General features: G+C 67.7%; 16 protein-coding genes. 4 read left to right on the plus strand and 12 right to left on the minus strand.

What is annotated here, in order from left to right; translation table 11 throughout:
* Positions 1–62: 62 nt before the first annotated feature.
* The gene (locus C4S71_RS18355; protein WP_086509238.1) at positions 63–743 is read right to left on the minus strand and encodes a TIGR00153 family protein; all 681 of its coding nucleotides are present in this window, start codon (positions 741–743) and stop codon (positions 63–65) included.
* A gap of 148 nt (positions 744–891) precedes the next feature.
* Here C4S71_RS18355 and C4S71_RS18360 point away from each other — a divergent pair, with 148 nt between their 5' ends.
* Together C4S71_RS18360 and C4S71_RS18365 are read left to right on the plus strand one after the other, a co-directional pair.
* Positions 892–1,734 carry a CYTH domain-containing protein gene (locus C4S71_RS18360; RefSeq protein ID WP_103970138.1) on the plus strand — a complete coding sequence of 281 codons (843 nt, stop codon included), beginning with the start codon at positions 892–894 and terminating at the stop codon, positions 1,732–1,734.
* Between the two features lie 85 nt (positions 1,735–1,819).
* A complete protein-coding gene (locus C4S71_RS18365; protein ID WP_103970139.1) occupies positions 1,820–2,686 on the plus strand; it encodes an ion transporter in 867 nt (288 codons plus the stop codon).
* A 19-nt stretch (positions 2,687–2,705) separates the two neighbouring features.
* On the opposite strand, the gene C4S71_RS18370 is transcribed toward C4S71_RS18365, so the two are convergent.
* Positions 2,706–3,329, minus strand: coding sequence for an L-threonylcarbamoyladenylate synthase (locus C4S71_RS18370; protein WP_103970140.1), 624 nt, complete (start codon positions 3,327–3,329; stop codon positions 2,706–2,708).
* A gap of 35 nt (positions 3,330–3,364) precedes the next feature.
* Positions 3,365–4,291: a PHP domain-containing protein gene (locus tag C4S71_RS18375; RefSeq protein ID WP_422666861.1), complete on the minus strand. Its 927-nt coding sequence runs from the start codon at positions 4,289–4,291 to the stop codon at positions 3,365–3,367.
* A gap of 113 nt (positions 4,292–4,404) precedes the next feature.
* On the opposite strand from C4S71_RS18375, the gene C4S71_RS18380 reads away from it, so the two are divergent.
* Both C4S71_RS18380 and mnmC read left to right on the plus strand, forming a co-directional pair.
* Positions 4,405–4,704, plus strand: coding sequence for a YciI family protein (locus C4S71_RS18380; protein WP_086509243.1), 300 nt, complete (start codon positions 4,405–4,407; stop codon positions 4,702–4,704).
* 196 nt (positions 4,705–4,900) lie between these two features.
* The gene (mnmC, locus tag C4S71_RS18385; protein WP_422666862.1) at positions 4,901–6,910 is read left to right on the plus strand and encodes a bifunctional tRNA (5-methylaminomethyl-2-thiouridine)(34)-methyltransferase MnmC2/FAD-dependent 5-carboxymethylaminomethyl-2-thiouridine(34) oxidoreductase MnmC1; all 2,010 of its coding nucleotides are present in this window, start codon (positions 4,901–4,903) and stop codon (positions 6,908–6,910) included.
* Between the two features lie 27 nt (positions 6,911–6,937).
* Here the strand turns inward: mnmC and C4S71_RS18390 are convergent, their stop codons facing one another.
* The 9 genes from C4S71_RS18390 to C4S71_RS18430 form a co-directional block, all read right to left on the minus strand.
* Complete coding sequence (locus tag C4S71_RS18390) at positions 6,938–9,550, minus strand: putative bifunctional diguanylate cyclase/phosphodiesterase (RefSeq protein ID WP_103970143.1); 2,613 nt, start codon at positions 9,548–9,550, stop codon at positions 6,938–6,940.
* A 253-nt stretch (positions 9,551–9,803) separates the two neighbouring features.
* Complete coding sequence (locus C4S71_RS18395) at positions 9,804–10,073, minus strand: YheU family protein (RefSeq protein WP_010630056.1); 270 nt, start codon at positions 10,071–10,073, stop codon at positions 9,804–9,806.
* Entirely contained in the window at positions 10,070–12,133 is a 2,064-nt protein-coding gene (gene ligA, locus C4S71_RS18400) for an NAD-dependent DNA ligase LigA (protein ID WP_103970144.1), read from the minus strand. Before ligA ends, C4S71_RS18395 begins: the two co-directional genes overlap by 4 nt.
* 103 nt (positions 12,134–12,236) lie before the next feature.
* Entirely contained in the window at positions 12,237–14,003 is a 1,767-nt protein-coding gene (gene zipA / locus C4S71_RS18405; protein WP_103970145.1) for a cell division protein ZipA, read from the minus strand.
* Positions 14,004–14,227: 224 nt separating this feature from the next.
* Entirely contained in the window at positions 14,228–17,722 is a 3,495-nt protein-coding gene (gene smc / locus C4S71_RS18410) for a chromosome segregation protein SMC (RefSeq protein ID WP_103970146.1), read from the minus strand.
* A gap of 4 nt (positions 17,723–17,726) precedes the next feature.
* Positions 17,727–18,953 carry a c-type cytochrome biogenesis protein CcmI gene (gene ccmI / locus C4S71_RS18415; protein WP_103970147.1) on the minus strand — a complete coding sequence of 409 codons (1,227 nt, stop codon included), beginning with the start codon at positions 18,951–18,953 and terminating at the stop codon, positions 17,727–17,729.
* Complete coding sequence (locus C4S71_RS18420; protein ID WP_086509250.1) at positions 18,950–19,423, minus strand: cytochrome c-type biogenesis protein; 474 nt, start codon at positions 19,421–19,423, stop codon at positions 18,950–18,952. Before C4S71_RS18420 ends, ccmI begins: the two co-directional genes overlap by 4 nt.
* Positions 19,414–19,944, minus strand: a complete 531-nt coding sequence (locus C4S71_RS18425; protein WP_086509251.1) for a DsbE family thiol:disulfide interchange protein — start codon at positions 19,942–19,944, stop codon at positions 19,414–19,416. Before C4S71_RS18425 ends, C4S71_RS18420 begins: the two co-directional genes overlap by 10 nt.
* Positions 19,941–21,965, minus strand: coding sequence for a heme lyase CcmF/NrfE family subunit (locus C4S71_RS18430; RefSeq protein WP_103970148.1), 2,025 nt, complete (start codon positions 21,963–21,965; stop codon positions 19,941–19,943). Before C4S71_RS18430 ends, C4S71_RS18425 begins: the two co-directional genes overlap by 4 nt.
* Between the last annotated feature and the right edge of the window lie 4 nt (positions 21,966–21,969).

Below are 21,969 nucleotides of genomic sequence, written 5' to 3' on the forward strand. Positions count from 1 at the left end.
GGTTGGTTCCTATGTGGCTGTCGGGTTAGGGGCACACCGTGCCGGGATCGCCGGGCGGTGTCCTACCGGGCAGTGAGAATCTGCAGGCGGCTGCCGACGCGTTCGGCACGGTCGGAGAGCTCCCCGACCCAATCGATGATCTTGTAGAGAAAGACCACATCCACCGGCTTGAGCCGATCCTCGAGATCGAACAGCAACCGGCGAATGGAGATCTGCTGGTTGTCGGCCTGCTGCTCGAGAATGTGCAGCTCGCGGATCATGTTGAGCATCACGTCGGAAGCATGGCGGCCGAAGCCCGACTCGAGCAGATCCTGGAGCTCCTCGAGGGCCTGGCGTGCCTGAGCGACGCAGGCGACCGCCGTTTGCATGTAGTCGCGCATGGGCTGGGCCAGCTCGGCGGGCACCTGCATGCGGCGCCCCAGCATGATGCCGGTGATGTCACGCACCTTGTTGGCGATCTTGTCCTGTACGGTGATCAGATCGAGCAGATCGGTGCGGGAAACGGGCAGGAACATGGTGTTGGGCAGGTTGAGCCGCAGCTCGGTCTTGAGGCGGTCGGCCTCGTGCTCCAGCTCGGTGATGGTCTCGCGAATCTTGGCGGCCTCTTCCCAATCGCCCGCGAGCGAGGCCTCGAAGAACGGCAGCAACTGGTCGGCACACTCGTTGGCCTTGCCGATATGAGCCAGAAGAGGCTGGAACGGCGAGCGGCCGAACATCGCCGAAAACGGGTTGGGTTTGACCATGACGTAGGATGCGCTTGTGAAATGGCGGCGCCAGTATAAAGAATGGCACCCTGTCACGTCATGGAAATATTTCCGACACACGATATGCCCGCCGCACCCGGGCCACGCCTGGAAACGAAGAGCAGTCACACGACGAGCAGGAAACCGCATGAGTCACGAGATCGAGATGAAGCTGGCGCTGGGCGAGACGGGGCCCGAGCGGCTGCTTGCGCACCCGCTGCTGCGCAACGGCGTGGACGCCGCCCAGCGGCTGGCCAACACCTACTACGATACCCCTCGGGGCGAGCTGGAAGCGGCGCGCGTGGCGCTGCGCCTGCGCCGACGCAACGACAGCTGGGTGCAGACCCTGAAGACCAGCGGCGAAGGCAGCGGCGGGTTCAGCCGTCGCCGGGAGTGGGAGTGGCCGGTGGCGGGAGACGCGCTCGATGTCGTCGGGCTGGCCGGTCTGCCGCCCTTCGCCGAGCTGGGCGGCGATATCCTGGAGCGGCTCGAGCCGCGCTTCACCACCGACTTCGAGCGCCGCCTGTGGCGCCTGGAGCTGGCCGAGGCCACCATCGAGGTGGCGCTGGACCAGGGCGAGATCCGCGCCGCCGGGCGGCGGGTGCCGATCCGTGAGCTGGAACTGGAGCTCAAGGACGGCGACCCTCAGGCGCTGTGGGGCCTGGCGCAGGCCCTGGCCGAGAGCGTGCCGCTGCGCCCCGCCGATGCCAGCAAGGCCGTGCGTGGCAGCGCGCTGCTGTCGGGTCGCTGGACGCTGCCGGCCGGCACGCAGCCCGGCGAACGGCTGCATCGCGCCCTGCTGGCATTGGACGCCTACGACGACACCGGCGAGGATGAGTGGAAGCAGAGGGCCAGAGAGGCGTTCCAGGCGCTGGCCGACGCCGGCGAGAGCGAGGCCGGGCAGCTGGCCACCCTGCTGGAGCGCCCCGCCTGGCTAGAGCGGGACTTCGGTCGCGTGGCGCTGCGGTTGGCGCACCGGCTGGCGGCCTGACAACCGCGCACGGGCCGCGACGACTGGATCGGCACACACAGGAATGCCGTGAAAGAAAAAGGGAGAGTGAACAGGGAGAGAGCGCATGAGCGAACCGTTTCGGCCGGCCGGCGAAGGCGTGCGAACGCGTCTGTTTCAGATCATCTTCGAATCGGACACGCCGCTGGCCAAGGGTTTCGATATCGTCCTGATCGCGATGATCCTGACCAGCGTACTGGTGGTGATGCTCGATACCGTCGAGCGATTCGGCGCAGCATATGGCGAGCTCTTCTACTGGCTGGAGTGGGGCTTCACGCTCATCTTCACCATCGAGCTGCTGGTGCGCATCTACATCCTCGACAAGCCGCAGCGCTACCTGCGCAGCTTCTACGGCATCATCGATGTGGTGGCCATCCTGCCGACCTGGCTGATGCTACTGATTCCAGGCACCCAGACCCTGGTGCTCGTGCGCCTGCTGCGCGTGCTGCGTATCTTCCGCGTGCTGCGTCTGATGCAGTTCGTCGGCGAAGGGCGCCTGCTGGTGGAAGCGCTGAAGAACAGCGTGCACCAGATCTTCCTGTTCCTGTTCACCGTCTTGCTGCTGGTCACCCTGTTCGCCGCGCTCGTCTACATGATCGAGCCCGACGAGGCCGGCTTCACCAGCATCCCCATGTCGATCTACTGGGCCATCGTTACCCTGACCACGGTGGGTTACGGCGACATCGTGCCGGTGACCCCGCTCGGCCAGGCGATCTCCACCCTGGTGATGCTGATCGGCTACTCGATCATCGCCGTACCCACCGGGGTGTTCTCCGCCGAGGTGATCCGCTCGATCCGCGCCGACCGTTACTCCGACCAGGCCTGCCCCGGCTGCGGCCACGACCGCCACGAGAAACGCGCGCGCTACTGCCTCAAGTGCGGCACCTGGCTGGACGAGGAAACGCCCGATCCCAACCGGGTGCCGGAGACATGATGGCTCGCGTCGCCGACGCTCAATCGCCGAACGGCGTCAGGTCGCCGCGGCCTTCGCGCAGGATGGTGGGCGGCAGTTCGCGCAGGTCGATCACGCTGGTGGGCTCGAGATGGCAGGCGCCGCCGTCGATGATCAGGTCGAGCTGGTTGATGTAGCGGTCGCGGATCTCCTCCGGATCGGTCATCGGCAGCTCCTCGCCCACCGGGATCAGCGTCACGCTCATCAGCGGCTCGCCCAGGGCCTCCAGCAGCGCATGGGTGATGCGGTGGTCGGGCACGCGCACGCCGATGGAGCGTCGCTTGGGGTGCAGCAGCAGTCGCGGCACCTCGGAGGTGGCGTTGAGAATGAAGGTATAGGCCCCCGGGGTGTTGGCCTTGAGTAGACGGAACACGCTGTTGTCGACCTTGGCGTAGGTGCCGATGTCGGAAAGGTCGGAGCACACCAGGGTGAAGTTGTGCTTGTCGTCCAGCGAGCGCAGCCGCTTGATCCTCTCGATCGCCTTCTTGTCGCCCAGGTGGCAGCCCAGGGCGTAACCGGAGTCGGTGGGATAGGCGATCACCCCACCCTGGCGAACGATCTGCACCGCCTGGTCGATCAGGCGCTTCTGCGGATTTTCGGGGTGGATCTGAAAGAACTGGCTCATGTCGATTCCCTGCTGTGGTCGGTTCTTGCTGCCCACTATAGCGCGCCGACGGTCGGCTCGTCGCAGTTCGCAATGAAGCTGGCCAGCCGCGGATGCGTCCATACCGGCGGCACGGCGGTGCGCGGCACCGGGCTCATGCTGCCCGGTGCCAGATGCCCACCGGGAAAATGGAAGTCGCTGCCCAGCGAGGCGTAGAGCTCCCGCTCGGCCAGCTGGCGGGCCAGATCGCGGGTAACGTCGGCATTCTGAAAACCGCTGATCAGCTCCGCCGCCTGCCCGCCCGCCGCGGCAAAGTCGTCGAGCAGCTGGCCGCGCTTGCGCCGGGTCAGCCCGTAGCGCAACGGATGCGCCAGCACCGCCACGCCGTTCGCGGCCACCACCCAGCCCACCACATCGGCCAAGGCCGGCCAGTGCGTCTTGACGTCACCCGCCTTGCCGCTGCCCAGATGCTTGCGAAAGGCCGTGGCCACATCGGGCACCAGGCCCGCCGCCACCAGCGCACGGGCGAAGTCGGGTCGCCCCAGCGGACGGTGGGGGCCGGCCTGCTCGCGGGCACGCGCCAGGGCGTTGTCGAGCCCCAGCTTCTCCATGCGCTCGGCGATGACCGCCGCACGGGCCTCGCGGGCCTCGGCCTGGGCGTCGAGCCCTGCGGCCAGCGCACCGTGGGCGCCTTGGGGCAGCAGCGCCACCACGTGAATGCCGATGCCCTGCCAGCGGGTGGAGAGTTCGGCTGCCGGCAGCAGACACACGCCGAGGTGCTTGGCCGCTGCGGCAGCCTCGCTCACCCCGGCCACGGTGTCGTGATCGGTCAGCGCCATCAGCGTGACGCCCCGCGACGCGCACAGGGCGACCACGTCGGCGGGGGCCAGGGCGCCGTCCGAGGCGGTGGAGTGCATGTGCAGGTCGACCCCGAGCGGGCCGGGATCGCCGGCAAAATGCTCGGGCAGGTGGGGCATTGGCATGACGCAGGCAGGCAACTTTGTCAAAATGATGGCCCATGGTGCGCGTCCGACGACGGTCGGTCAACGCACGGTTGGAGTCCGCGGTGATACCGCTCGACCGAGGAAACGCTGCGATGCTGTACGCAATCATCAGTGAAGACGTGAAGAACAGCCTGGAGCGACGCCTGGCTGCCCGCCCCGACCACCTGGCCCGGCTGGAAAAGCTGCGCGACGAGGGCCGCCTGGTGCTGGTCGGTCCGCATCCCGCCGTGGACGCCGAGGACCCCGGCGAAGCCGGTTTCACCGGCAGCCTGGTGGTGGCCGAGTTCGACAGCCTCGAGAGCGCCAAGGCCTGGGCCGACGCCGACCCCTACGTGATTGCCGGGGTCTACGCCAAGGTGACCGTCAAGCCATTCAAGAAGGTGCTCCCCTAACCCGCCCTCGACCTGCCGGTTATCCACAGAGACTTTGCTCACAGCTTCTGTGGATAACGCTGTTGAAACGCCGCGGATGGCTCGCCGGATACGCCATGCCACGCCGCCGCGGCGACAACGGTCAATTTTTGAGCAGCCCTGTTCGTGTAGAGTTCGTGCTTTCGTTCCGAGACCCGCGCTGGAGAAGTCCGTGTCCCTGCCCCATGCCTCGCTGCCGCCGCTGGCCGCGCTCGAGCCTGCCAGCCTCGACTGGCAGCACGACGAGAACGGCGAGAGCACCCCGCTCTCGATCTGCTTCGACGACGTCTACTTCTCGCGCCACGACGGCCGGGCGGAGACCGAGCATGTCTTCATTCAGGGTAACGACCTGCCGCAGCGCCTGGCCGCCTGGCGGGAGAAGCGCCCCTTCACCATCGGCGAGACCGGCTTCGGCACCGGGCTCAACATGCTCTGCGCCTGGGCCTGCTTCGACGCCCACGCCCCGGCCGGCGCTCGCCTGCACCTGGTTTCCACCGAGCGCTTTCCGCTGCGCCGCGACGACCTGGCCCGGGCACTGGCGGCCTGGCCGGACCTGGCGGAACGCGCCGAGCGGCTGATACGCCAGTGGCCCGAGCCGGTGGCCGGCGTGCACCGGCTGTGGCTCGACGAGCGGGTGACGCTGGACCTGCACTTCGGCGATGCCAGCGAGCGCCTGACCCTGCTCGAAGGCCAAGTGGACGCCTGGTTCCTGGACGGCTTCGCCCCGGCCAAGAACCCGGAGATGTGGCGCCCGGAGCTGTTCGCCGCCATGGCCGCCCGCTCACGCCCGGGGGCGAGCTTCGCCACCTTCACCTGTGCCGGAACGGTCAAGCGCGCCCTGGCCGCCGCCGGTTTCGCCTGGCGCAAGGTGCCCGGCTACGGCCGCAAGCGCGAGATGCTCGCCGGTGAGATCGCCGCACCGACCGCCGACGAGCGTCGTGCCCACACGCCCTGGTTCAGCCCGCCGCCGGCACGCCCGCCGCGCCACGTGGCGGTGATCGGCGCCGGCATTGCCGGGGCCAGCACCGCTGCCGCCCTGGCCCGGCGTGGCATCGAGGTCACTCTGATCGACCGCTTCGACCGCGCCGAGCTGGGCACCACGCACCTGCAGGGGGCGCTCTACGTCAAGCTCGCGGTGGAGACCAATCTGCAGAGTCGCACCTACCTCGCCGGCCTGCTGCACAGCCGCCGCTGGCTGGCCGAGCTCGACCCGGAACAAGCCCTATGGCAACCCAGCGGCGTGCTGCAGCTGGCGCTGAATGAAAAGGAGCGCACGCGTCAGGCGCGCTTCCTGGCCAATCACCCGCTACCGACCAGCGTGGTGCGCGGGCTCGACGCCGAGGCGGCCAGCGCCGTGGCCGGCATCCGCCTCGACGCACCGGCACTGGACTACCCCGACGCCGCCTGGGTCAGGCCGCTGGAGCTGTGCGTGAGGCTGGCGGCCACGCCCGGTGTCGTCTTCCGGCGTGGTGAAGTGACCGGGCTGGCCGGCAACGTGAGCGGCTGGACCCTGACCCTGGCCGACGGCGAGCGTATCGCCGCCGATCAGGTAGTGATCGCCGCCGCCAGCGAGGCGGTCCGGTTCGCCCAGAGTTCGGCGTTGCCACTGCAGCCGGTGCGCGGCCAGGTCAGCCAGCTGGCACTGCCCGAAGGCGCCCCGGCGCTGGGGCGGGTGGTGTGTGCCGGCGGCTACGTACCGCCAGCAGCGGATGGCGTGCTCAACTTCGGCGCCACCTTCGGCCCCGGCGAGACCGACATGAGCGAGCGCGAGGCCGACCACGCCGCCAACCTGGCGGAGCTCGAGCGGGGGCTGCCGCACTTCGTGGCGGCGCTGCGCGATGCCGGCGCCGAGCTCTCGCCCGAGCGGCTCACCGGCCGTGTGGGCGTGCGCGCGGCCAGCCCCGACAAGTCGCCCTACTGCGGCCCGTTGCCCGACACCGAGGCCTGGCGCGAGGATTACGCCACCCTGGCCAAGGACGCCACCCGCGTGCCCGACGTACCCGGCCGCCACCACTCGGGGCTGTGGATCAGTGCCGCTCATGGCTCCCGCGGCATGGCCAGCGCCCCGCTGTGCGCCGAGCTGCTCGCCTCGCGCATGTGCGACGAACCGCTGCCGCTGGAGTGGCCGCTGGTGGATCACCTGCACCCGGGGCGACGGATCATCCGCGATCTGGTTCAGGGCAAGTAGCCTCCCGTCGCCAGGCCAGGCGCAAGCCTACTTGGACACCAACAGCGGCTGCCGGCGGCTGACGAAGTTCGGCCCCGGCCGCCCCAGGTGGTAGCCCTGGCCGAAGTCGATGCCCAGCCCCTCGACGGCGGCCAGCACCTCTTCGTCCTCGATGAACTCGGCGATGGTGCTCACGCCGAGGCTCTGGGCCAGGGTCACGATGCTCTTGACGAAGGCCATGTACTTCTCGTCGCTGAGCATGTTGCGGATGAATTCGCCCTCGATCTTGATCACGTCGATGGGGAACTGCTTGAGGTAGCGGAACGAGGAGTAGCCCGAGCCGAAGTCGTCGATGGCGAAGTTGAAACCCTCCATCTTGAGGTCGAGCACGAACTTCTCCAGCAGCTTGAGGTTGCTCACCGTCTCGCGCTCGGTGAGCTCGAAGACGATGCGCTCCGGCAGGATGCCGTAATCGATGGCCAACTGATGGATGCGCCCGATGAACTCGCCGATGATCAGCGACTTGGGCGACAGATTGATGAACAGCATGCCCTCGTAGCCCTGCTCGCGGACCTGGGCGAAGGCCTTCTCGATCAGTTGGTAGTCCATCTTGTGGATCACGCCGATGCTCTCGGCGATGTCGATGAACTCGCCGGCCGGCACCAGACGGTCGTCGAGCTGGATGCGCATCAGCAGCTCGTGGATGTTGACCTCGCCGGTGCGCACGTCGGCGATGGGCTGGAAGTAGGGCACGATGCGCTGCTCCTCCAGCGCGCTGAGCACCATCTGGTTCTTCTCGCCCACCTCCTTGAACACCGCCGCCACCTCCTCCTGCTCCGGCAGGGCCACGCAGTTCTTACCCTTGCGCTTGGCCTTGTACATCATGTTGTCGGCCATCAGGAAGAGGTCGTGGGGGTTGCCGGCGTGGTTGGGGTAGCAGGCGATGCCGATCGAGGTGGTGGCCCGCACCGTGCTGCCATCGGGGGCGGTGAGCACCTGCCTGGAGAGGTTGCTGGCGATGCGCAGCGCCACCGAGTAGGCCTGCTCCTCCTCGGTCTGCGGCAGGATCACGGTGAACTCGTCGCCGCCATAGCGGGCCAGGAAGTCGCCCGGGCGTATGGAGTGGGCGAGGGTGTCGGCCACGGCGTGCAGGAACTGGTCGCCGAAGGCGTGGCCGTGACGGTCGTTGACCGTCTTGAAGTTGTCCAGATCGAGCATCAGCAGGCTGAAGTGGTCCTGGTGACGTGTCGCCCGGCCCACCTCGTAGGTCAGCATGTCCTTGAAGATGCGCTGGTTGTGCAAATTGGTGAGCGGATCGCGGGTGGCGTAGAACTCCAGGTCCTGGGTGTACTTGTAGATCGCCTTGACCGAGCCCACCAGATTGAGCAGCGTCGAGAGGATGCCGTCGATGACGATGTGGCGAATCGGGTCCTGGGCCAGATCCGACTGCACGCCGATGCCGACGATGCCGCCGATCTTGGGCGCCTCGAGCAGCAGCGACTTGGTCTGCAGGCGGATGTCCTCCGGCGTGAGATCGGCCAGCGCCTCGTTTTCTCCCGAGCTCACCACCGTGTGATGGGAGACCTTGAGGATGATGCAAGCGGGCTGCCCTTCGTGTTTGCGCTCGAGCAGTTGGGTCAACAGCGCTTCGAAGGTCGCCCGGGTCTCCGGCGCCACCTCGCGGTACCAGAACACCTCCAGCTCGTAGCCCTCGTCCTCCACCTGGAAGATGGTCACCAGGGTGTGCGCCTGAATGATGGTATTGATGTCGGCCAGCAGCTCCTTGATGAACTCGCGCCAGTCGCGGACCACCTCGGAGGTGATGATGAACTTGCTCAGCAGGCGGATCTCGAATTCGAGGATGTCCTTGTCCACCGCCACGTTGCGCAGCCGGCCCACCAGGGCATTCACTTGCTGCATGGCATCGTTGAGCTCCTGAAAGCCCACGTCGCTATCGCCGAGGTTGAGGTTGCGGAAGTCGGCCACGGAGTTGACCGCCGCCAGACGCTGGCGGAACTGCCGCAGGGTGGCCTCGATACGCTCGGCGAACAGCTTCGAGATGCCCAGCGCCAGCATCAGGACCATCAGCGCGGCGACGATGAACATGGCCAGGTAGTTGAAGCGCATTACGCGACTGATCGGCGCCAGGTCATGCTGAATGTCGATCACGCCGAGCACCTCGCCGGCCGCCGCGTACTGCTGACAGGCCAGGCACTCGGCGCGGGCCACCAGCGGCATGATGCGCCGCACGGTGCCGTTCTCGCGCCAGACCCGCTCGCCCCCGGCGGCCAGCGCCGCATGAATGACGACGTCCATCTCCGGCTGATCGATGTCGCCGTGGCGCTGCGTGACCCCTTCGCCCCAGTAGAACGTGAAGCGATAGCCGGAGGCTTCGTGAGCCAACCGGGTCTCCTCGATGAAGGTTTCCATCTGCTCCCGGTTCCAGCCCTGACGCAACACCTGCTGCATGGCGCTATAGCTCTGCCTGGCCAGGGTTTCCGAGGTCTGCTCTGCCTGGCGCGTCAGAATGTTCTCATACAGCAGCGAGGAGGCCAGCGTGACCCCGATGAAGACGGTCAGTGAGGCGGAGAGAATCGCCACCAGCACAAACCCTTGCAGGGTCTTGAGGCAGGTGAACAGGGAACGAACCTGGGTCAGCATCTCGATCTCTATGAACAGGACAGACGGTGCCGAGCCTCGCTCCTGAGTCGCCGGCGAATACGAACGAATAGAGGGGTATTTTCTGCATATTAGGCGTCGTGAAGTTTGACTTGGGTCAACCTTCTCCGAGGTCCCGTCATGGCGATGGTCGAACCCGCCCTGTCTCCCGTCGGTAGCTGCGCCAGCAAAAGGCCCGCCAATTATGGCGGGCCAGTTCGGTCGAGCGGCGTCGCTGCGGAGCGTCTGGGCTTGGCTAGCCTTCCTCCTCATCGTCGGCCAGGTCGCGACCGAAGGCGCGCCACTGGGCCAGCGTCATCACCTCGGTGGTCTCGGTCTGCAGGTCGTGGGCGATGAGCAGCTCGCCGCGCTCCAGCTGGCGCTTGAGCTCGGCGACCCAGCCGCGCATGCCCTCGCCGGTGTCGGTGGTGTCGTAGCCCTGGCGGGTGACGAAGGCCTCCAGCAGGGCATCGAGGGTCTCCCCCGGCAGCATGCGGTAGGGCACTTCGATGAAGCGGCCGCTCATGACGGCTCCCCTTCACTGTCCGACGCTCCCTCACCGCGCTCCCAGGCCGCCAGCCGTTCGAGGAAGGCGGCCTCGTCGAGTACCTCGACACCGAGCTCCTGCGCCTTGGCCAGCTTGCTGCCGGCGGCCTCGCCGGCCACCACGCCGGTGGTCTTCTTGGAGACGCTGCCGGCCACCTTGGCCCCCAGCGCCTGCAGGCGCTCCTTGCCTTCGTCGCGGGTCATGCTCTCCAGGCTACCGGTGAGTACCCAGGTCTGCCCCGCCAGCGGCTGGGGCCGCTCGCCGATGGTTTCCTCGGCCCAGCTCACGCCCTGCTCGCGCAGGGCCTCGATGGTCTCGCGGTTGTGCTCCTGGCGGAAGAAGGTGTACACGTGGGCGGCCACCACCGGGCCGACGTCCTCCACCGCTTCGAGATCGGCCTGCTCGGCGGCCATCAGCGCATCCAGGGTGCCGAAGTGGCGCGCCAGGTTGGCCGCCGTGGCCTCGCCCACCTCGCGGATGCCGAGGGCGAAGATGAAGCGCGGCAGGGTGGTGCTCTTGGCCTTCTCCAGCGCCGCCACCAGCTTCTCGGAGGATTTCCGGGCCATGCGCGGCAGGCTGGCCAGGCGCTCGGCATCGAGGCGGAACAGGTCGGCGGGCGTCTTGACCCAGTCGCGCTCCACCAGTGCCTCGATCAGCTTCTCGCCCAGCCCGTCGATGTCCATGGCCCGGCGCGAGGCGAAGTGCTTGAGCGCCTCCTTGCGCTGGGCGGCGCAGTAGAGCCCACCGGAGCAGCGCGCTACCACCTCGCCCTCCAGCCGCTCGACCTCGGAGTCGCACACCGGACAGCGCTCGGGGAAGACGATCTTGCGCGCATCGGCGGGGCGCCGCTCGGGCAGCACGCGCACCACCTGGGGAATGACGTCGCCGGCCCGCCGAATCACCACGCTGTCGCCGATCATGACGTCGAGCCGGGCGATCTCGTCGGCGTTGTGCAGGCTGGCATTGGAGACGGTGACCCCGGCCACCGAGACCGGCTCGAGCCGTGCCACCGGGGTGATCGCGCCGGTACGTCCGACCTGGAACTCGACGTCGTTGAGCCGCGTGGTCTCCTCCTGGGCGGGGAACTTGAACGCCGTGGCCCAACGCGGCGCCCGGGCGACGAAGCCCAGCTCGCGCTGCAGACGCAGGTCGTCGACCTTGATCACCGCACCGTCGATGTCGTAGCCGAGGCTGTCGCGCCGCTCGCCCAGCCGCCGGCAGTAGTCGACGACTCCCTGGCTGCCGCTGACCACCTCCAGCAGGCTGCTGGTGCGAAAGCCGAAGGCCTTGAGGTGCGCCATCAGTTCGCTGTGGCTGGCATCGCCCGGAGTCGGTTCGATACGCGCCACCTGGTAGGCGCTGAACTCCAGCGGCCGCTTGGCCGTGATCTCGGGGTCGAGCTGACGCAGGCTGCCCGCCGCGGCGTTGCGCGGATTGGCGAACACCTTGCCGTCCTCTTCCCGGGCGCGCTCGTTGAGCCGCTCGAAGCCCGCATGGCTCATGATCACCTCGCCGCGCACCTCGAGCAGCTCGGGAGCGTCGCCACGCAGCTTGAGCGGGATCGAGCGCAGCGTGCGCAGGTTGGAGGTGATGCCCTCGCCGGTGCGCCCATCGCCACGGGTCGCGCCGCTGATCAGCACGCCCCGCTCGTAGACCAGCGACACGGCGGCGCCGTCGAGCTTGGGCTCGCAGCAGAAGCGGATCGTCTCGGGGTCGGTTTCCAGCCGCTCGGCCACCCGCTTGACGAAGGCCTCGAGCTCCTCTTCGTTCAAGGCGTTGTCCAGCGACAGCATGGGCACGGCGTGCTCCACCTCGGGGAAGCCGGCGTCCGGTGGCGCGCCCACCCGCTGGGTCGGCGAGTCGGGCGTCACCAGCTCGGGGTGGGCCTGCTCCAGCTCCTGCAGGCGGCGCAGCTTGCGGTCGTACTCGGCGTCGGTGAGGTGCGGCTCGTCGAGCACGTAGTAGCGATAGTTGGCGTCATCGAGCTCGGCGCGCAGCTTGGCGACTTCGCCGAGGATCTTCTGGTCGGGCTGGCTCATGCGTCTCTTGGGTCTCGAAAGATGGCTCGCCGCCCCTGAACACGACAACCCCGTGATCGCTCACGGGGTTGTCGGCGGGTGCGGCATGGCACGCGAACAGGCGTCAGTTCACCTGGTAGCGATTGAGTCGATTGCGGCGCTCGAACTCCTGCACGCGCTGGCGGGCGAACTCCACGGTCTGCGCGGTCATCACGCTGTGGTTCTCGTCCTTCAGCTCGCCGCCCAGGTTGCGCACGATGACCATGGCGGTCTCGACCATCGCTTCGAAGGCTGCGGCGGTATCCAGCGCCCCGGGCAGCGGCATCAGCAGCGTGATGCCCGGCGTGCGGAACTCGTCCATCGCCTCGATGGGGAAGGTGCCCGGCTTGAGCACGTTGACCATCGAGAACTGCAGCTCGCTGTCGGGGTCCTCGGTCTCGAAGCGGTGGAAGATGCCCATGTCGCTGCTGTAGCGCAGGCCGCAGGCCAGCATCAGGTTGAGCAGCGCCTCGCCGGAGAAGCCCTCTTCGTCGCGCGACAGCACGCTGATGACGATGATCTCGTCGGCGTGGCTCAGGGTCTCGCGGGCGCGCTCGGCGCTGACGTTGTGACGCAGCGCCCGGGCCAGGGTCGGGTGGGCGCGCACCACGTCGTCGTCATGGATGGGAGCGCTCGACAAGGTGGGTTCGGCCGGCTCGGCATAGTCGGCCGCTTCAGCGTAGCCAGCCTCGACCTGGCGCTCGGAGCGCGAACGCGGCGGCGCGAACAGCGGATCGTCGTCGTCGGCCAGCTCGATGGCCTCGGCTTCCAGGCGGCGGCGCTCGGCCTCTCGAACGGCCTGGGCCTCAGCGGCCTCACGGCGTTGCTGAGCCTCGCGGGCAGCCTTCTCGGCACGCTCCTGCTCGCGGCGCGCCCGCTCCTCGCGCTTCTGCTCCCGGCGCTTGGCCAGGCGCTGCTGCATGGAAACGCCGAAGCGGTGCATCGACTCGCCCACGCGGCGTGAGCCGCTCTTGATCGAGTTGCCCATGCCTTCGAGATCGACCAGGCGATAGCGCTCGTCCTCGTCGTGATGAGGATCGTGATCGTCAGGATCGGCGGCAAGCGGTTCGGCCTCGGCAGTGACCGAAGCCGACTCGCGAACGGGTTCGTCGTCATCCAGGGCGGAAAGCGTCGGCTCCCGGCGCTGCTCGCTTTCGTCCACGGCCGGCTTGGCCGCGACGGTTTCGCCAGCAGGCACTTCGGCATCGACCGATTCGGCCGCGGGCGCTTTCGCCGCAGCGGGTACCTCTTCGGCCCGGCTGGGCGCGGCGGCGACCGATGGTTCCTCCACCCGCTTTCGCTCGGCCTGACCCAGGTCGAGTTCGGGCTCGGCCCGCTTGGCGCTCACCTCGGGCTGAGGCGCGCGATCGGATGCCTGAGTCTCGGATGCCTGAGTCTCGGATGCCTGAGCCTCGGATGACCGAATCTCGGATGACCGAGTCTCGGCAGCCGCCGTGTCGGACGCCTTAATGGCAGAAGCCACCGGACGCGAGGCGTCGGTGGCACTGGCAGCGGGACGGGCCAGGTTCGGCGTACCGGCCTTGGCATCGCCGGGGGCCTCTCTGAAGCCGGCCAGTACCCGAGAGGGACCTGGATGCTCCTGGCGCTCCAGCTTGGGCTTCGACGGGACCTGCGAATAGCTCGCAGGCCTGACGACCCGGGCGCCGCCGTTGGGCAGCTCCCAGTTGGCATCGTCATCGGCTTCCGCCTGGCTGTCGACGTGGTTGTTGTTACCCCCTGCCTGGTCCAGGCGGGGCACTCGGCGCTGACGCTTAAGGCGACGCACGCCATCGATTACGATGAGCGTCACCAGGGCCAGCCCCAGAATGATCAGCCATTCTCTAAGTTCCATGGGTCGTCTTGCCTATCACTAGGGCGCCATGCCGGATGGATGTTCGTCAACAGCATAGCGCGATTGCCGAAAAAAAGGCCACTTTTTTGTTTGTCAAGCCCTGGCATTATCGCTCGGGAGTCAAATCATCCCCGCGCCTTTCCCTGTGAATTCGCCATTGTATTATGCGATATGACCACGTTGTGTCTTCTGATATCGCGTTTGCCGCTCGCTTTCAAGTCCTTTCAAGCCTCGGCCAAGGCCGCAGCCTCTTCCACCCCCACGGCCACCAGGCGTGAGACACCGGGTTCCTGCATGGTCACACCCATCAATCTTTCGGCCGCTTCCATGGCGATCTTGTTGTGGGTGATATAAATGAACTGCACCGACTCGGACATGTCTTTCACCAGTTTGGCATAGCGTCCTACATTGGCATCATCTAGTGGGGCATCAACTTCGTCGAGCATACAGAAGGGTGCCGGATTGAGTTGGAAGATGGCAAAGACAAGCGATAAAGCAGTCAGCGCCTTTTCCCCACCCGAGAGAAGATGAATGGTGCTGTTCTTCTTGCCCGGTGGTCGTGCCATGATCGCCACCCCGGTATCGAGCAAATCCTCGCCGGTCAGCGTCAACCATGCGGTTCCACCACCGAAGACTCGCGGAAAAAGCGACTGCAGCCCCTGATTGACTCGCTCGAAGGTGTCGCGGAAGCGCGTTCTGGTCTCCTGGTCGATGCGTCGAATCGCCCGTTCCAGGGTCTCCAGGGCCTCGTTGAGCTCGGCCTGCTGCGCCTCCAGATAGTTGCGCCGTTCGGCCTGCTGGTCGTACTCCTCGATGGCCGCCAGGTTGATCGCGCCTAGCCGGCGGATGCGCTCGCCGACCTCTTCCAGGCGGGTCTGCCAGGCCGATTCGGTGGCATTGGGGTCGAGACTCTCTTCGAGTGCTGCGGCCTGATGGCCCAGCTCGGCGAGCTGCTCGTCCTGGGTCTCGGCCTTGAGCGCCAGGGCCTGGACCTGCATGCGCGCCTCCTGCAGGCGCTCGCGGATGCCCTCCAGGTTGCGCTCGTGGCCCTGTCGCGCCAGCTCGCCTTCGCGCAGGCGCTCCACCAGCTCGGCGGCCTGTGCCTTGGCTTCGTTGAGCGCGCGTTCGTCGCCCTCGCGGCGGTGCAGCAGTTCGTCGAGCTTCTCGCGCTGCTCCTCGTCGGGCTCGCGCAGCTGTTCGAGGCTCTCGCTGAGCTCCTCGCAGCGCGCCTGCAACCGCTCACGGGCATCGCCGCTGCGCCCCTGCTGCTCGTTGAGGCCGGCGCGCTCGGTCGAGAGCCGCTGATGCTCCAGCGCCAACTGCTGGGCACGCTCCTGCAAGGGCCGCTGCCGGGCACGCAGGGCCGTCAGCCGCTCGCGAGCCTCGCTGCGCGCCCGCTCCAGCCGCTCGCGCTGCTCGGCGCCCTCTTCCAGCCGGGCCATGGCCTGCTGCCAGCGCTCGCGGGCCTCCTCAATGCTCAGCCGTGTCTCTTCACGGGTCTCGTCGAGGCTCGCCAGCTCTTCGGCCAGTTCTCGGGCGCGACCCTGTAGATGCTCCAGCCGGCTGGCCAGACCGCTGTCCTGTACCGCCAGCTGCTGCTGCTCGCCGGCCAGACGGCGCTCCTCCTGGCGAATGGCGTCGAGATCGCGCTCGGCCTGCTCGGCGCGCTCGCGCTCGGCCTCGATGGACTGGTCGCGTGCGGCGAGACGGGTCTCGAGTTCGTCGAGCTCGGCCGCGGCCTCCTCGAAGCGGCGCCGGCTGACCAGCAGCGCATCGGGTCCGGCACCCTGCCCGCGGTGGCGCACCCAGTCGCGCCCCAGCCATAGCCCTTGGGGGGTGATCAGGCTTTCGCCCGGGCCGAGGCCTTCACGCTCGGCCCAGGCCTGGGCGTCGCTCTCGGCGCAGCGGATCGGGGCCAGCCAGGCCACGGCGGCACCGGCGCCGCGCACTCGGGCGGCGAGGCTGTTTGAGGTGAATTCGAGCGCCACCTGGGGCGCCAGGGCACCCAACTCGGCGGGCGGTTCGGCACTCGCGGCGCGAAACGCTTCCGGCGCGGCCAGGCGTGCCTTGAGCCAGGGCGCCAGCACCCAGGAGACGCTGGCCTCCCAGCCGGGGTCGACGTCGAGCGACTCGCCCAGGCGCGGCAGCTCGCCCAGTTCGTGGTCGGCCAGGTGTGCGGTGAGGGTCTCGTCGGGATCGGTGAGGGCGGCCTGGATCAGGGCATCCAGGGAGGCCAGCTCGCCCTGCAGCGCGCTGCGCCTGGCGCGTTCGGCCTCGCGCTCGCGCTCCAGGGCCACCGCCGCTTCGCGAGCGGCGTCGCGGCCGGCCTGGAGCTGCTCGCGGCGGGCTTCGACCTCCTCCTGAGCCAGGTCGAACTCCGCCAGTCGCTCCTTCAGCTCGTCGCGCCGGGCCGTCAGCTCGGCCAGGTCGGGCAGCTCCTGCTGCTGCTGACGACGGCGCTGGACGTCGGCCTCGAGCCGTGCCAGACGGCTCTCCAGCTCGCGCAGGCGGTCCTGACTGCGTTCGGCGTCGCGGCTGGCCTCGCGCCAGCTCTCGCTGAAGGTCTCGAAGGCCTGCTCGGCTTCCTCGGCTGCGGGTTCGGCTTCCTCCAGCATCGCCTCAAGCTCGGCGAGCTGCTCGGCCACCTCTTCCTGCTCCGGCACCAGAGTTTCCAGGCGCTCGTCGAGACGCATCAGGCGCTCGCGGTCGTGCTCGCCCAGGCGGTCGAGCTCGGTCAGCTCCCGGCGAGCGCTCTCCAGATCTCGGGCCAGCTGCCCTTCGCGACTGCGCGCGTGCTCCAGGTTCTGTTCCAGCCGGGCGATGGCGCCGCTGGTCTCGAAGAAGCGCGCCTGGCGCGCCTCGAGGGTCTCGGCCAGGGCGTCGTGGCCGGCCCGCGCCTCCTCCAGGCGGGTCTCGCACTGGCGCAGGCCGAGAATTTCGCGCTCCACGGCGGTTTCCAGCTCGCCTACGCGGCGCTCCTCCTCGGCCTGACGGGCGCGCAGGGCACGCCCGCGCAGCAGCGCCAGCTCGCCCTTGAGGCGGAACTCCTCTTCCTTCAGGGATTGATAGCGACGCGCCGCCTCGGCCTGACGCCGGAGGCGTTCGAGCTGCTTGTCGAGCTCGTCGCGAATGTCCTCGAGACGCTCGAGATTCTCGCGGGTGCGGCGCATGCGGTTCTCGGTCTCACGGCGGCGCTCCTTGTACTTGGAGATGCCGGCGGCCTCTTCGAGGGTGGCGCGCAGCTCCTCGGGGCGTGCCTCGATCAGCCGCGAGATCATGCCCTGGCCGATGATGGCGTAGGAGCGCGGGCCGAGGCCGGTGCCGAGGAACAGGTCGGCGATGTCGCGGCGGCGGCACTTCTGGCCGTTGAAGAAATAGCTGGACTGGCCGTCGCGGGTGACCAGGCGCTTCACCGCGATCTCGGCGTACTGAGCGTAGAGGCCGCCCATGGTGCCGTCGCTGTTGTCGAAGCGCAGCTCGATGGCGGCCTGCCCCACCGGCTTGCGCGCGGTGGAACCGTTGAAGATGACGTCGGTCATCGATTCGCCGCGCAGGGTCTTGGCCGAGGATTCGCCCATGACCCAGCGCACGGCGTCGATGATGTTCGACTTGCCGCAGCCGTTGGGGCCGACGATGGCCGTCATGTTGCCATCGAAGGGCACCGTGACCGGATCGACGAAGGATTTGAAACCGCTCAGGCGGATCGAGGTGAGTCGCATCCCGCTATTCTATGACACGGTCGATCACGACCTCCACGGGATCTCCTTCAACGTCACCAACTCTCACCCCTTCCAGATCGCCGTACATGTCGCCGGTTTCCGGCGTGGCACCGCCGCTCTTGCTGACGCGCACCAGCAGACGCACTTCGCTGACCTGAGACAGCGAGGCATCGGGCGACATGGCATGACGGTCGTCGATGATCAGCGTGGCCGGCAGCTCGCCGAGGGTTACCCGGGCCACGGCCAGCGGCGGCAGCTCACCCTCCATGTCGCGGGCGATGATGAACACGCGGGTATCGTCGTCGAGCAGCCCCTGCAAGCGCTCCTCCAGGCTGACGCTGACGTGGATGCCAGGCCCCTGGGCCACGGCCTCCTGCTCATCCGGCGCCACCCCCATGCGCTGCTGGGCGATCTGGATGCCCTCGCGCAGAGCCTGGGCGGAGCTGGAGTCGGACATGCCGGCGATGGCCCGCCGCCAGTGGTCGACGGCCTGCTCGTAGTCGCCGCGGTCGAAGGCGTGCACGCCCAGCATGCCGAAGATGGTCGGCTCGCTGGGGTTGAGCTCCTGGGTCTCGTCGATCAGCGCCTGCACCTCGTCGGTGAGGGTGCGATCGGCCATGAAGAACTTGAGCTGCGCCTTCTGCGCCAGCAGCGAGGCGGCACGCCCCTCGATGGCGATGAGGTTGTCCAGTGCGTGCAGTGCCGCCTCGCCCTGCCCCGAATCGCGATAGATCGGATAGAGCGTGGCCCACACGTTGGGATTGCCCGGCTGGCTCTCGGCCTGCTGCTCAAGCCGAGCCAGCAGCGTGGGCAGCGAGTCGCTCTCCTGGAAGGCGTTGAACAGGGCGAGATCGCCCTCGGCGCCATGCTGCTGGTACCACAGCACGCTGCCGACCACCACGGCCACCGCCACCAGCGGCACCATGAGACGACCGGCGGCCGGTGCATGCAGCGGCCGGCGCACCAGCCCCTCGGTATCCTCGAGCAGGCTGCGGTCGAGGTCGAGACGGTCCTCTTCGAAACGCGCCTGGTCGATGTCGCCGCGCTCAAGCGCGGCTTCCAGCGAGGCCAGGCGACGATGATAGATCGCCACGTTCTGCTCGGCGGACTTGTCGTTGGCTTCGAAGTCGCGCTGGGCGTCATGCACAAGACGCGCCCGACGCAGCGGCGCCACCAGCAGCCACAGGGCGGGCAGCAGCAGGAGGGCAAAGGCTAACCATAGCTGGATCATTCGGTCCTCCCGCGGTTGATCAGAGCCTCGAGGCGGGCGCGCTCCTCGGCGCTCAGCTCACGGGCAGAGGCGTTACGCCGTGCACGCACCACCAGCGCCACCAGTACGCCACCGGCAAGCACCAACCCGGCCGGCAGGCCCCAGAGCAGGAAGGTGCGCCCTTCCAGACGGGGGTTGTAGAGCACATAGTTGCCGAAGCGCTCGACCATGAAATCACGAATCTCCATGTCGGCACGGCCGTCCATCAGCATCATGTAAACGTGATTGCGCATGTCGCGGGAAACCGGCGCATCGGAGTCGTTGATGGCCTGATTCTCGCAGGTGGGGCAGCGCAGCGAGGCGGTCAGGCTGCGGTAGCGCTGCTCCATCACCGGATCGTCGAATTCACGCACCTCGATGGCGCCAGCCTGAAGGGTGCCCGCCATCAGCAGCGTCAGGATGCCGATGAGAGCCAATCGAATCACTGCCATTTCTGCACCTCCGGCAGGATGTGTTCACGAACGTCACTGGCCGAGATATAGCCGGTGTGGTGATAGCGGATGATGCCGTCACGGTCGACCAGGAAGGTTTCGGGGGCACCGAATACCCCTAGTTCGAAGCCCAACTCGTTGTCCGGGTCGAAGATGTTGGTCTCGAAGGGATTGCCGAAATCCTCGAGGAACCCCAGCCCCTTCTCGCGGGTATCCTTCCAGTTGACCCCGACCATGCGGATGCCGCGGTCGGCCAGGTCGAGCAGCTGCGGCATCTCGCGCTTGCACTCCGGACACCACTCGCCCCACACGTTGACCAGGGTCAGCTCGCCGGTCTGCAGCAGGGAGCGGTCGACGCGGCGCTCCGGGTCCTCGAGGGTAGGCAGGTTGAACTCGGGGAAATCCCGCGCCATCAGCGCCGATTCCCGATGGAACGGGTTCAGCGACAGTCCCTGGTACAGGAACAGCGACAGCACCAGGAAACCGATCAACGGCAGCAGCAGGATCAGACGACGGGTCATGCGGTCGCCTCCTGGCGGTCGCCTTCCGGCTTCGCGCCCGAGGTGGCGGCGGCCTCTTCCGGGTCCGGCGCGGTGGCCAGGCGCCGGTAGCGCTTGTCGGCCACGGCCAGCACGCCGCCGGCGGCCATCAGCAGGCCACCCAGCCACAGCCAGCGCACGAAGGGCTTGTACTGCACGCGCATGGCCCAGCTGTTGTCGCCGAGGTCCTCGCCCATGGCCACGTAGAGGTCACGGAAGAAGCCCGGCCGCAGTGCCACCTGGGTCATGGGCATGCCGCGAGCGATGTAGAGCCGCTTCTCCGGGTTCATAGTGAAGCTGCGGGTTCTGCCGTCGCGCTGCACCTCGATCACTGCCCGGTCGGCCAGGAAGTTGGGGCCGCGCCGGCTGGCGAGCTCGGTCATGGTGAAGGTGTAGCCGGCCACGCTGACGCTGTCGCCCACGCTCATGCGCACGTTGCGTTCGATGTTGTAGTTCGACACCACGGCCACGCCGATGATGGTCACCGCCACGCCCAGATGGCCGAGCTGCATGCCCCAGTAGGCCAGCGACAGCTTCTTCAGCCCCGCGCCCACCGAGCTGGCGTGGCGGGTCTTGTCGTAGAGGTCGCGCAGCATCGGCAGCACGATCCACAGCGCGGCGATGATGCCGATCGCCACCGGGGCGCTCCAGCGCTCGGCGAAGATCAGCGGCAGCGCCATGCCCAGCACCACGGCCACGACGGCGGAGAGCCACAGACGCTGGATCAGCAGCTTGCTGCTGGTGTCCTTCCAGCGCGAGATCGGCCCCATGCCCATGAACACGCACATGAGCAGCGTCAGCGGCACGAACAGGGCGTTGAAGTAGGGCGGGCCCACGCTGATCTTGCCCAGGTTGAGGGCATCCAGCAGCAGCGGATAGACGGTGCCCAGCAGCACGGTGACGGTCAGGATCACCAGCATGATGTTGTTGATCAGCAGCATGGCGTCGCGAGACAGCCAGCCGAAGCCGACCTTGTGGCTGACGCGGGGCGCGCGCAGGGCGAAGACCAGCAGCGACAGGCCCACGGTGATGCCCAGCAGCATCAGGATGAAGAAGCCGCGCGAGGGGTCGTTGGCGAAGGCGTGCACCGAGGTCAGCACCCCGGAGCGCACCAGGAAGGTGCCCAGCAGCGACAGCGAGAAGGTGGTGATCGCCAGCAGCAGGGTCCAGCTCTTGAACGAGCCGCGCTTTTCCGTCACTGCCAGCGAGTGCATCAGCGCGGTGCCGGTCAGCCAGGGCAGCAGCGAGGCGTTCTCCACCGGGTCCCAGAACCACCAGCCGCCCCAGCCCAGCTCGTAGTAGGCCCACCAGCTGCCCAGCGCGATGCCGATGGTGAGGAAGGCCCAGGCCAGGTTGGTCCAGGGCCGCGCCCAGCGCGCCCAGGCGGCGTCCAGGCGGCCGCCCAGCAGCGCGGCGATGGCGAAGGCAAAGACCACCGAAAAACCGACGTAGCCCATGTAGAGCATGGGCGGATGCATGATCAGGCCGATGTCCTGCAGCAGCGGGTTGAGGTCGGCGCCGTCCTGGGGCATCTGCGGCAGCAGACGCTCGAAGGGGTTGGAGGTGACCAGGATGAAGAGCAAAAAGCCGACGCAGACCATGCCCAGCACGCTGATCACCCGTGCCACCATGTCCCGCGGCAGTTCGCGGGAGTAGCGCACGGCGAAGTAACCCCAGCCGGCCAGCATCATGCTCCACAGCAGCACCGAGCCTTCATGGTTGCCCCACACGGCGCTGAACTTGTAGTACCAGGGCAGCATGGAGTTGGAGTTGTTGGCCACGTTGAGCACGCTGAAGTCGTCCAGCATGTAGCTGGCGGTCAGCGCGGCATAGGCGATGGCAACGAACAGGAACTGCCCGGCCGCCATGGGCCGGGCATAGGCCATCCACAGCGGCCGGCGCAGGGCGGCACCGGCCAGCGGCACTACCGATTGCACGATGGCGAACAGCAGTGCAATCACCAGGGCGAAGTGGCCGATTTCGGGAATCATCTGAATCTGCATGGAA

The organism is Billgrantia desiderata (genome assembly GCF_900108215.1).
In the GTDB taxonomy this organism is placed as follows: domain Bacteria; phylum Pseudomonadota; class Gammaproteobacteria; order Pseudomonadales; family Halomonadaceae; genus Halomonas; species Halomonas desiderata.

Excerpts from the sequence above, each read along its gene's own strand:
- C4S71_RS18355 (WP_086509238.1), bottom strand. The coding sequence starts at position 743 with ATGGTCAAACCCAACCCGTTTTCGGCGATGTTCGGCCGCTCGCCGTTC.
- C4S71_RS18360 (WP_103970138.1), top strand. The coding sequence starts at position 892 with ATGAGTCACGAGATCGAGATGAAGCTGGCGCTGGGCGAGACGGGGCCC.
- C4S71_RS18365 (WP_103970139.1), top strand. The coding sequence starts at position 1,820 with ATGAGCGAACCGTTTCGGCCGGCCGGCGAAGGCGTGCGAACGCGTCTG.
- C4S71_RS18370 (WP_103970140.1), bottom strand. The coding sequence starts at position 3,329 with ATGAGCCAGTTCTTTCAGATCCACCCCGAAAATCCGCAGAAGCGCCTG.
- C4S71_RS18375 (WP_422666861.1), bottom strand. The coding sequence starts at position 4,291 with ATGCCAATGCCCCACCTGCCCGAGCATTTTGCCGGCGATCCCGGCCCG.
- C4S71_RS18380 (WP_086509243.1), top strand. The coding sequence starts at position 4,405 with ATGCTGTACGCAATCATCAGTGAAGACGTGAAGAACAGCCTGGAGCGA.
- C4S71_RS18390 (WP_103970143.1), bottom strand. The coding sequence starts at position 9,550 with ATGCTGACCCAGGTTCGTTCCCTGTTCACCTGCCTCAAGACCCTGCAA.
- C4S71_RS18395 (WP_010630056.1), bottom strand. The coding sequence starts at position 10,073 with ATGAGCGGCCGCTTCATCGAAGTGCCCTACCGCATGCTGCCGGGGGAG.
- ligA (WP_103970144.1), bottom strand. The coding sequence starts at position 12,133 with ATGAGCCAGCCCGACCAGAAGATCCTCGGCGAAGTCGCCAAGCTGCGC.
- zipA (WP_103970145.1), bottom strand. The coding sequence starts at position 14,003 with ATGGAACTTAGAGAATGGCTGATCATTCTGGGGCTGGCCCTGGTGACG.
- smc (WP_103970146.1), bottom strand. The coding sequence starts at position 17,722 with ATGCGACTCACCTCGATCCGCCTGAGCGGTTTCAAATCCTTCGTCGAT.
- ccmI (WP_103970147.1), bottom strand. The coding sequence starts at position 18,953 with ATGATCCAGCTATGGTTAGCCTTTGCCCTCCTGCTGCTGCCCGCCCTG.
- C4S71_RS18420 (WP_086509250.1), bottom strand. The coding sequence starts at position 19,423 with ATGGCAGTGATTCGATTGGCTCTCATCGGCATCCTGACGCTGCTGATG.
- C4S71_RS18425 (WP_086509251.1), bottom strand. The coding sequence starts at position 19,944 with ATGACCCGTCGTCTGATCCTGCTGCTGCCGTTGATCGGTTTCCTGGTG.
- C4S71_RS18430 (WP_103970148.1), bottom strand. The coding sequence starts at position 21,965 with ATGCAGATTCAGATGATTCCCGAAATCGGCCACTTCGCCCTGGTGATT.